We start from the raw sequence: 10,207 nt of genomic DNA on the forward strand, positions 1-10,207 counted from the left end.
CAGCGTTCATACTAAGAACAGCGCTACAGCAGTACTAAAAAAGGGTCGCAAATATGCGGCCCTTTTTATTATTAATGGAATCAAAACTTTGAAGCTCGGTAAACGCCTAAAAAAACTCAATGAGATGTGCCTAAATAACTACGAGCACATCTGGGATTGCTGCTGCGACCACGGTTTATTGGGAATCAACCTGCTTGATCGGCAAGCCGCACCCACAATTCACTTTGTTGATATTGTTCCAGAGCTCATTGAAGCCTTGAACCTGAAGTTAGTTGAGCTCTTTCCGGCGACTCCTAACAACCAAACATCTTGGAAGACCTATTGCAGCGATGCCTCCCAGTTACCTTTAGACAAACATCAAGGCAAACATTTGGTCATTATTGCTGGTATAGGTGGTGACGAAACGATGAGCCTGATCAACCAGCTTCATCAGAAGTTTCAAAACCTTGATATCGATTATCTGCTCTGCCCTGTTTATCACCAATATGCACTTAGGCAGCACCTCATTAAGCTCGATTTTTCTCTGCTTGACGAACAACTGGTGAAAGAACGAAAGCAGTTTTATGAAATACTGCATGTTTCTTCGTGTAGTGGTTTAAAGAAGGAAATATCTCCGGCGGGTAGAAAAATTTGGCAGGGTGAAACGGAAGTTCAAGCTGAGATTGCCCATGAGTATCTGGCGCGCGTTCTATCTCACTACAAAAAATCCCGAATTAATCACGGAGATAAAGTCGATGAGGTCATACGCGCCTATGAGCTTTGCGCTGAACATATACAAGCATAAAGAAGTTGTGGGCAGAAGGTTCCACCCCTCACTTACTCAACCCAACAAGAAACATTGTACTGATTCACCAGCGAGCCGAGGAAAGCACTGCCTACAAAACGATTGCTGTTTTCAATCGAGTCTGACCCCATTGAAACGCTTTTACCTAAAGCTCTTAAGGTAAACCTCTGACATCTTCCAATCTTCATCAGGGTCGATTGTATAGCTGAAGGGGCGTGGCGTGGTATCCGCTTCGATAATACTCTTTATTAATTCGTCAGCTTGAACCGGGTTGTAGACTCTAAAAAGTAACTCTCGCGTCTTATTCCAGGTAATTCTCGCTAAAGGCACAGCATTCCCGCCGGCTCGAAGGTCAACGTCCAATTGCTGGCAAAAAGGCTCAATTTCTTTTGCTTCCTCTGGAAGTGTCAAGCCTTGTTCATCTTCGGTGTCTAATTTAAGAATCAGTGATAACTGCCAAGCATAGAGTTTACGCGGCTCGTCCTCAAAAGTGGCCAGTGTCGTGTTCACCGCAGCATAGACTTTTGCACCCATATCTTCACGGTGGATGACTTGGTAACTCGGCTCAGGAATAACAAACTTACTACTCACGTGTTTTCTCTCTTTGGTTCGATAATGGTCTCAGACTCAATTTCTATGAGCAACATTAACGACTCATGCCCGAGCTTGCAAGAGTCTTTCAATCACGCTAAAGCTACAAACGCTGTATGACTATAGAAACCAGCTTCTCTATACCTGAAGCTGCCTGACTAATCCGGCTCGCCAGCATATAGGCAGGAGTGGACACAGTATTATTGGCCTCATCAATAACGCAATCATCAACGGCGCAGGTTTGATGCTCTCCACCCATAGCAGTGATTGCCTCAGAGGTATCGGCATCATTTCCGATTGTACACTTCACTCCGTGGCCAATCAGCTTCGGCGCCAATGCCGGCGCAATACACACAAGCCCAATTACTTTTTGTTGACGGTGAAAGGCCTGAGCAAACTCAGCGACTTGCGAATTAACCTCCATATCGGTACCCGCTACCGCAAAGTTGGATAGATTTTTAGCCGCGCCAAAGCCTCCGGGGAAAATAAGCCCTGCATAATCTTCAGGTTTAGCCTCTGACAGGTCGATGATATCTCCGCGAGCCAGGCGTGCAGACTCAACGAGTACATTCCGAGTCTCATTCATCTCTTTACCCGTCATGTGATTAAGCACATGCATCTGATCAATATTCGGAGCCATACACTGATACGCAACCCCTGCTCGATCAAGTGCCAACAATGTCAGTGTTGCTTCATATATTTCAGAGCCATCGAATACACCACAGCCAGACAACACCACCGCAACTTTTTTATCGCTCATAAACCTTTCCTTCAGTTAGTCAATTGCCAGACAAAACTTTCATCGTTATTTCGAGTCTAGCAAGTCCATTCGAGTACAACAAAACATCGTCTTGATCTATATCAATTTATTGTTAGAAGAACCGCATATCGCCTGATAGGGCTTTAGCGAAGTAGCGGGTTGCTTAGATCGTTATTTACTATGCTCCGTTTAGTTCATATTATGTTCGCCAATTCGCTTCTCTTTAGACTAAGGAACACGGCCAGATGCAAAAGAATTTATGGCACGAGATTGAAAAACACCCGGAAATCAGAGTTGGTCAGTATATTGTGCCAAACTTTGTTTCAAACTCTATCGCGATCAAAACAAGTGATTCAGACATCGTGATTATCAGCCCTGGTAAATCTTTGATCGATGCCTTTCCCAAAGAATGGCTAAATGAAGAGCTCTGCATGCACCTGGTGATGCCAAACAGTTTTCACTATATGGGCGTTCAAGCCTGGCGAGATGCTTTTCCGAAACATCGCTTGTATGCAAGTAAAGGGGCGATCAAGCGTTTAGTTAAACAAGGGGTAGCTAGTTCAGAAAGCGATATCACTGCACTGGAAAGTGAGTTACCGCCACTGCCATTTAATTACTCTGTACTGATTCCACCAGGTCACCGGGGTCATGATGCCTGGTTTAAAAAGCACGATAAAGACTCGCAAACCAGCTTATGGATTACTTGTGATAGCTTTTTGAACTATGAACGCATGTCTAACCAGCCGATTGCAAAAGTCATGCAGAAAGTGCTTGGCGCTGCACCGGGTTTAAAAATGAGTCAAGTGATCAAGTGGTTTCTTCTTGACGATAAGGCCACGTTTAAACAGTGGGCATTGAAGCAAATAGACAATGACCAACCAGCAGTCTTAATTCCAAGTCATGGAGAAGTGTTAGCCTCAGCAGAACTACCAATGAAACTTATTTCCCTGTTAAATAAGCGCTTATAACCGGCCTTTAGATAGTCACTGAGCCGCTATCATTTCAGCTAGTACTTGCAATAGAGTTTTTTAATTTCCTGCTGAAATTCGCGCTCTTCTCTTGGCAGATAAAGCTTATACTTGCGCTGAATAATCTCTCGGCGCACGATATAGTCACACCAATAAGCTTTGTTCTCGGGCATCCACTGGGTCGGCGACTTCCCTGCGCGGGCTTTTTTGCTCATGGAAGCTACCGGCACGATGTTATCTGAATCGCTCACCAGCTCCATACGTTGAGCATGAGACCAGTACGCACCACCGTAACGGTGGGCTTCTCTATAGCTCACCAACTGATCTAGTGCGATATCACCTAACTCAGTAATAACTTCGGTGGTATAGGGGTCAAGCCATTCGCCTTCGACAACGAAAACACAGTCACCTTTTTTGGCATAGCGAATATCGACTGTACTCGCTGTTGCCAGCGCTTGTGTATAAGCTTTTTGGCAACTTCGTGTTCTAGGTTGCCAATCTCTTGGGGAAAAAGGCCGGTCTTTCGCAGCAGCTGCCTCGGTTCCTTTATGAATTGTAAAGCAAGGCTCCGCATAACACTTATACTCACCTTTCTCATAATAGCCACCAATAAAGTCCAGCCCTTCGGGAGGCTCGGCACCAACCAACGAGGATGCACAAGCCAACACGCAATATATAACAAGACGAAGACTCTTCCTGCATTCGCGCATACAGCGACCCTTGATACTCGAAACAGCCCTACTCATCCATACCTCTTGCGTATTCTATCCATATTACATCACTCGCCAGGAGATTCTCTTACTCCAAGTCTATAGCGCGGAACCTTAAACCTTCCTCTGTAATTTGTTAAGTGCTTTAAGTCATAGTTGTGAAACGGATATAAAGTCTCTTTCGTCGTTAAGCAAAGAATTCGACCTGATTCACTGCATAGCTTTCAATGCTGCGATACAATAGCGCCTATATTTTTTACACCGAAGCAAATACGGACTGCTTTTCACAATGTTCCCTAGATTTTTCATTATATCGCTACTTTCTCTTTTCTGCGTCAGCGCTCATTCAGCAAAACTCGAGCAGAAAACTGTTTGCACATGGGACCCAGTTGGCCAGAACGGCCCAGTCATTGCATTCTTCTCAGACCTTACCCCGATTGCCCAAACCTGGGGGCTCGACCTGTCATTTATTGCTTATGAAGATGAAAATCTTGTGGCTTCAGATCTTAAGGAAGGTAAGTGTGATATCGGCATCGTTACTGCAATTCTGTCACGAGACTTTGTACAATTTGCCGGCACTCTCGATGCCATTGGCGGCATTACCTCGGAACGAAAACTTCATAAAACTCTGGCAGCCATTACCTCCCCAAAAGCCGTTGAATTAATGTCGGACGGTGACTATGAAGTCGTCGCTTCACTACCCGTTGGCTCCATGTTCGCTTTCGTAAACGACAAGAAAATTAAAGGAATCAATGACTTTAAGGGTAAAACTCTTGCGGTGCTAAATGGCGACATCCAAACGCGCATGTTTGCAGAACTCTCGGGGGCGGTTCCTATCAAGGTGACACTTTCAAATTTCTCTGAGCATTTTAACAATGGAGGACTGGATATCGTCCTCATGCCCGCGCTAGCCTATAACACCTTCGAACTATATAAAGGTCTTGGCGAGCGAGGGGGAATTCTTGATATACGCTTGTTTTACGGCATGCTCCAGGCTATCTCTATCAAGTCTGAGTTTAGCGAAGACTTCGGTACTAAAATGCGCCACTATATTGTTAACCGGATGAATAATATTTCCACCCTTATTAACAATGCCGAAAAACAGATCCCCAAAAAATATTGGATCAGAACCGACCAGTCGACCAAAGATGAGTTAGAGGATTTCTACAAGAATATTCGTTTAACGCTTAAGGTTACAGATCGCTTTGATGCCCGCGCTTTATCCTTATTATGGAAAATACGCTGCCATACCTCTCCTCATCGAGAAGAGTGCATCATGCCTAAGTAATCGACTCGCCTTACGATAGCACTAGTCACACATTCTGAGAGGGATCGTTGCTAACGAAGACTCGCCCCCCTTCCAGCGGTAGATTTGCATCGATGGCGAGTCGCACTGTCGACATGATATTCCGCAAATATCATTCGCCAGACAATGCTCTACCCGCCCTTTTCTAAGCCAAATATCCAGCATCCCTCTAACGGCCTCGACACTGCTGTCAAAGTGCAAAGCGATATCTTCCAGACTCGCCTGCTGACACTGCTGCAAATACGCTTTTATATCAGACAAAATCATAATAAAGCACCCTCAGGCTGAAGCTTGGACGCGATAGCTTCATCCTCATCGCCCTGTCTTCTTAAAACCACTATGACCAGAGCAAACAAGGCTGAAATAACGGCTAAGTGTGCGGCAGAACTTATAGGATGCTGAGTAAAGGTCGCAAGTTGATAAAACGCGGTGGCATTAAAGTAGGCGACACCTGTTGTCCACAATGCAACAAAGCCCGCCCAGGAACGCCCGGTTTCGCGGACAATTGCACCAATCGTCGCCACACAAGGAAAGTAAAGCAAAATAAATAGCAGATAAGAGAAAGCGCCTGCTTGGCCATTAAAACGTTCGACCATTTCGCCAAAGGTTCCACGGCTCACTTCCTGTGCTTCAGCGGCGGCATCGATATTGCTGATATCGCCCACATCTAAGCCTAAGGGATCAAACAGCATATCCCCTATAGCAGAAAAGTTTTCCGGTACTGTTGCCAATGCTTCACTCAGGCTAGCTCCCAGATCAAAGCCCTGCTCTTGCGCTTCACCTTCGCTCGCTAATTGCCCATATAGTGAATCCAAGGTGCCCACAACGGCTTCTTTAGCTAAGACCCCGGTAAAGATGCCAACCGTAGCAGGCCAATTTTCTTCACTAATGCCCATAGGAGAGAACATCGGCGTAAGCGTTTTGCTCACTTCGCTTAAGACCGAGTCTTCAGAATCTTCATTCCCGAAAGAGCCGTCCGTGCCAATCGAGTTGAGCACATTTAGCGCCAGCACCATCAGAACAATCACCTTCCCGGCATCGCGGATGAAAAGCTTTACTCTATCCCAGGTTCTTAATAATACGGCTTTTAAGGTGGGCAAGTGATAAGGAGGCAGCTCCATCATAAAACCGCTGCTTTCGCCCTGAAGAAGGGTTTTACGCATAATTAAACCCGTTAGAACAGCAACAGCAATACCTGCCAAATAAAGAATAAACACTAGATTTTGACCATTGTCAGGAAAGAAGGCCGCCGCAAACAATACGTATACAGGTAGACGCGCACCACATGACATAAAAGGATTCATCAAAATAGTAAGCTTTCTTTCTCGCTGGTTTTCCAGGGTTCGCGTCGCCATGACAGCGGGAACATTACAACCAAAACCAACGATCATCGGTACAAAGGCTTTACCTGGCAGACCAATCTTACGCATAGCTCTATCCATCACAAAGGCTGCGCGTGCCATATAGCCGCTATCCTCAAGTGCGGATAAAAACAAATACAAGCAAACAATAATAGGAATAAAGGTAGAGACAACCTGAATGCCCCCTCCAATACCATCTGCCAAAAACACCTTGCTCCATTCAGGCAAGCCAAGCAGCCCCATCAGATGCGCAGTGCCATCAACAAAAATTGCACCCACGCCCATATCGAAGAGGTCAATAAAGGCACCGCCAACGTTGATCGTAAAGGTAAACATCGCATACATAACCAGTAAGAATATACCGATTCCCAAGCGCTTCCCGAGTACAATATGGTCTATCTTATCAGATAGATTCTTGCCCACGACACCAGCTTCCTTTATTACCTCTTGCGATAAGCAATGTGCATGATTAAAGCGCCCATCAGCAATATGTATGTCGACGTCTTCCCCGGTTCTTTCTTCAATCTTGCTCTGCCAATGGGAAACCCTTGATAGCAGCTCTTTTTGACCAGCCGATTCAATTGCGCCCAATACAGCGCTATCATTTTCCAAAAGCTTAGTCGCGACCCAGCGTTGTTCGTTTGCTTTAACAGTAGCTGGTAGATAGCCGGAAACGGATAGGATTGCCTGCTCAACCAAGTCTTCATGTACCAGCTCGATTGAGTTCTGCTCGCTGGAACTTAACTCGTACTTGATCGCGCTAGCCAAACCTTTCAAGCCTTCCCCTGTCACAGCGACGATAGGCACCACCGGGCAACATAAGGCTTCGCTTAAGCGTTCAACATCGAGACTAATGCCACGCTTGCGGGCAACGTCCATCATATTCAGCGCCACGACCACTGGAACGCCCATTTCTCGTAATTGCACAGTGAAATAGAGGTTACGCTCAAGATTCGAGGCATCAACCACATTAACGATCAGGTCAGCGTCGGCAGAGAGAAGATAGTCCCGGGTAACTTTTTCATCCAGAGACGATGCATCCAGCGAGTAAATACCTGGCAAGTCGACAACGTTTGCCTCGTCTCCTAGCAACTTTGTTCGCCCTGCTTTGCGCTCAACCGTTACGCCAGGCCAATTACCTGTGGTTTGTCTAATTCCTGTAAATTGATTAAAAAGGGCTGACTTACCACAATTAGGGTTGCCACCCAGAGCGATGGTTAACATAGGCTTAGGCCTCTGAAGCTGCTAGCAAGGAGAAACTTTAAGATGACGGGCAATACTATCGCCCAAGGCGATTCTCGTTCCACGATTTGCGAGAACCAAACCGTGTCGGCGACGTTGGAGCAAGCAGACCTCACCACCCACACGCAAACCAAGCCCTATCATTTTTCTGGCAAGGCTTTTACCGCCACTGATCTGTGTAATGGTTGCGTTCTGACCTTCTGATAATCGATCCATACTTAAGCTTTGCGTCATCAAGATTCACCTCACAAACAATAATAGGAATGATTCGTATCTAAAGGCTATCAATAGAACTTAATGAATACCATTGAAGCTTAATAGGAATCAATCTCGTTTGACTTAGATCAATTATTGGCAAGCTTAGGCTGATAAGAGTAGGTAATGACTTACCTCCTATTGGTTATAAAAGAGAGAGCGAAAATTTTCTCAACCCTTTTCCCAATTGAGGTTAGAATAGAAGCTCTAAACCAAAACCGAAGCACTCTATGAGAACCGTCAAAGATTTCCACTTCGTTAAACGCTTACTCAAAACGCTTTATATCAAAGATGTCGTAATAGCGAAGTCCTCTGAAGACCTTGATACGATTCTGGCTCAGGAGCCGCGTTTAATTATCGCGCTAAATCATGGGCCGATGATGGGTGCGCTGGCAGGTTTGGTTGGCCTGGCAGATTCCATGCAAAAGCATGGTGGAGAGAAGCGTTCGCCCTTCGGTATCACCTGGCGAAAGTTTTACGAGCTGCCCATCGCGAAACAATTACTTAGCTTTCTCACGCAGATTAACCACGGAGTAGGTTTTGATGAAGCCTGTGTATTATTACAAGAAGAAGGCTTTACTGATTGCGTTATTATGCCCGAGGGCGAGCTGTGTAATTTTGGCGACGGCGTTGCGGTGCTTCCTTTTCTCAGCCCTCGCTTTATTGAGCTGGCACTCGTTAACCAGTGCCCGGTTTTAATCGCCGTCCATCACGGCTCTGATCGCTGGGCCATGCCAATTAAGTTAGACCGACGCTTAGAGCCTCTATTCAAGTGGCTTCCTCAACATATGCACGAGACGATTAAGCATTCAAGAACACTTAGTATTCCCAAGCCGGTCAAAAAGAAGATTCCCAAGCTGTATATGAGCTTTGCACGGTACCAGCCAAGCCTAAGCTTGAAAACACTGAGCGACAATAAGGAGCAGCGCAATCAGCAACTCCATAAAGAAGCCGAGATTGTTAGAGACAAAATGAAGAAAATGATCTCCCTGATCATCACAGAACGCCGACTGAATGACTTGGTTCATTAAGCCTCTTACATGAGTGATTCGATACAAGGCTTCCTTGTCACACGGCAATGGCGAGATACACCACAAGGCGTGCTGCTCAAGTATTGGTTTTATTAATGCAAAACAAAGTCAAACCATATTTGAATATAAATTCACCATTTCTGTATTGTTAAGTATACGCAAATAATAGTTTCAAAAGATAAAACTGCTTAGAAACACCTCACCTTAACGGTTCACGGAACGACAAATAGGTAAAGTATGTGGTTTGGGTTTTAGTCACTGGAATACATATACCGAGCCTTCCTTTCTCGTACAATTTTGATCAGATTTGCATCACGAATAGCAGCATACCCGTGAACGTTAAGCACTGATAAAAAAATACTATAAAGGCTCTCTGGATTAATTTTCTTGCTGAGCAACATCGAAACTTTTGTTTGACTTCTAACTCGCGGACTAAAAATAATGGTATAGCCAGTTTGCGCGGACACTTCTCTACTCAACTGATATATATCCAGCGTTGAATATTTTGGCGCAGACGCACAAAATGTTGAACCCAGCAGCATTGCTACAACTAACAGGAAGCTATTTGCTCTAAGGCTCAGAATACCGGCTGTCATAGATCTTCTAGTGTATTTTTTATCATTTCCTCAAACGAAGGGTGCGTACGCAACGCTTTTAAAGCGTCATCCTTAGTAGCCTCATCTCGATAGCTATCACTTTTAGCAATTGCGTTAGATAAATAGGAAAGCGCCTCCTCATATTGCTGCAGTGCCGTATAAGCACAGGCAAGCTGATAAAATGCATGTCCATTGTCAGGATCAAGCTCTAAAGCTTGCTGGCATAGGTTTGCGGCCCATTGTGGCTCATTGATTTCTAATACCGCATCCGCCTTGTAGGTCAAAGCTTCACAGTCATCGGGCTTGATCTTCAAAATGTCATCATAACTTGAGATTCGATTGCTGGGGCTTGTATCTTGTCCCGCCCTGAGCCAAAGAGATTGAACCTCTTGCGTAAGCGCCAGCGCTTTTCGGTTATCATCAATGTCTGAACTTTTCTGGCTGAGCTGATCCTCAAAGCTTTGTAAACGATGCTCATACTCGAGAACTAGTTTAGAAATTTGCTCATCTGCGATCGATTGAACCTAAACTCAACACCCAAAGCAACTCGCGTTTTCTAAAAAGGACATTACTCGCATTGCCCTAGACATAGGATTCAATAAT

13 protein-coding genes are annotated in these 10,207 nt (G+C 45.2%); 5 read left to right on the forward strand and 8 right to left on the reverse strand.

What is annotated here, in order from left to right; translation table 11 throughout:
• The coding region (locus A3766_RS03750; protein ID WP_156508663.1) for a tRNA (adenine(22)-N(1))-methyltransferase TrmK at positions 1–784 on the forward strand (784 nt) is incomplete at its 5' end.
• A gap of 141 nt (positions 785–925) precedes the next feature.
• Here the strand turns inward: A3766_RS03750 and A3766_RS03755 are convergent.
• Complete coding sequence (locus tag A3766_RS03755; RefSeq protein ID WP_068507709.1) at positions 926–1,375, reverse strand: DUF695 domain-containing protein; 450 nt, start codon at positions 1,373–1,375, stop codon at positions 926–928.
• Positions 1,376–1,478: 103 nt separating this feature from the next.
• Positions 1,479–2,135, reverse strand: a complete 657-nt coding sequence (gene elbB, locus A3766_RS03760; RefSeq protein ID WP_068507707.1) for an isoprenoid biosynthesis glyoxalase ElbB — start codon at positions 2,133–2,135, stop codon at positions 1,479–1,481.
• A 245-nt stretch (positions 2,136–2,380) separates the two neighbouring features.
• On the opposite strand from elbB, the gene A3766_RS03765 reads away from it, so the two are divergent.
• Positions 2,381–3,103 (forward strand): hypothetical protein, encoded by a 723-nt coding sequence (locus A3766_RS03765; RefSeq protein ID WP_068641709.1) that lies wholly within the window; start codon positions 2,381–2,383, stop codon positions 3,101–3,103.
• 38 nt (positions 3,104–3,141) lie between these two features.
• On the opposite strand, the gene A3766_RS03770 is transcribed toward A3766_RS03765, so the two are convergent.
• Positions 3,142–3,849 (reverse strand): hypothetical protein, encoded by a 708-nt coding sequence (locus tag A3766_RS03770; RefSeq protein WP_156490203.1) that lies wholly within the window; start codon positions 3,847–3,849, stop codon positions 3,142–3,144.
• Positions 3,850–4,102: 253 nt separating this feature from the next.
• Here A3766_RS03770 and A3766_RS03775 point away from each other — a divergent pair, with 253 nt between their 5' ends.
• Positions 4,103–5,101 (forward strand): putative solute-binding protein, encoded by a 999-nt coding sequence (locus tag A3766_RS03775; protein WP_068507699.1) that lies wholly within the window; start codon positions 4,103–4,105, stop codon positions 5,099–5,101.
• 21 nt (positions 5,102–5,122) lie between these two features.
• Here the strand turns inward: A3766_RS03775 and A3766_RS03780 are convergent, their stop codons facing one another.
• Genes A3766_RS03780 through A3766_RS03790 form a run of 3 tightly spaced genes read right to left on the reverse strand, consistent with a single transcriptional unit; the run spans position 5,123 to position 7,956 of the window.
• Positions 5,123–5,386, reverse strand: a complete 264-nt coding sequence (locus tag A3766_RS03780) for a FeoC-like transcriptional regulator (protein WP_068507697.1) — start codon at positions 5,384–5,386, stop codon at positions 5,123–5,125.
• Positions 5,383–7,704, reverse strand: coding sequence for a Fe(2+) transporter permease subunit FeoB (gene feoB, locus A3766_RS03785; RefSeq protein WP_068507695.1), 2,322 nt, complete (start codon positions 7,702–7,704; stop codon positions 5,383–5,385). Before feoB ends, A3766_RS03780 begins: the two co-directional genes overlap by 4 nt.
• A 21-nt stretch (positions 7,705–7,725) precedes the next feature.
• A complete protein-coding gene (locus tag A3766_RS03790; protein WP_068552836.1) occupies positions 7,726–7,956 on the reverse strand; it encodes a FeoA family protein in 231 nt (76 codons plus the stop codon).
• 251 nt (positions 7,957–8,207) lie between these two features.
• On the opposite strand from A3766_RS03790, the gene A3766_RS03795 reads away from it, so the two are divergent.
• Entirely contained in the window at positions 8,208–9,008 is an 801-nt protein-coding gene (locus A3766_RS03795; protein WP_068552838.1) for a hypothetical protein, read from the forward strand.
• A 9-nt stretch (positions 9,009–9,017) separates the two neighbouring features.
• A complete protein-coding gene (locus tag A3766_RS32570) occupies positions 9,018–9,104 on the forward strand; it encodes a hypothetical protein (RefSeq protein WP_368664562.1) in 87 nt (28 codons plus the stop codon).
• A 155-nt stretch (positions 9,105–9,259) separates the two neighbouring features.
• On the opposite strand, the gene A3766_RS03800 is transcribed toward A3766_RS32570, so the two are convergent.
• Both A3766_RS03800 and A3766_RS30290 read right to left on the reverse strand, forming a co-directional pair.
• The gene (locus A3766_RS03800; protein WP_068507691.1) at positions 9,260–9,604 is read right to left on the reverse strand and encodes a hypothetical protein; all 345 of its coding nucleotides are present in this window, start codon (positions 9,602–9,604) and stop codon (positions 9,260–9,262) included.
• On the reverse strand, positions 9,601–9,918 hold the full coding sequence (locus A3766_RS30290) for a tetratricopeptide repeat protein (protein ID WP_068507689.1): 318 nt from the start codon (positions 9,916–9,918) through the stop codon (positions 9,601–9,603). The genes A3766_RS03800 and A3766_RS30290 overlap by 4 nt, the downstream gene beginning before the upstream one ends.
• Positions 9,919–10,207: the final 289 nt, after the last annotated feature.

The sequence above is a fragment of the Oleiphilus sp. HI0132 genome (assembly GCF_001635845.1).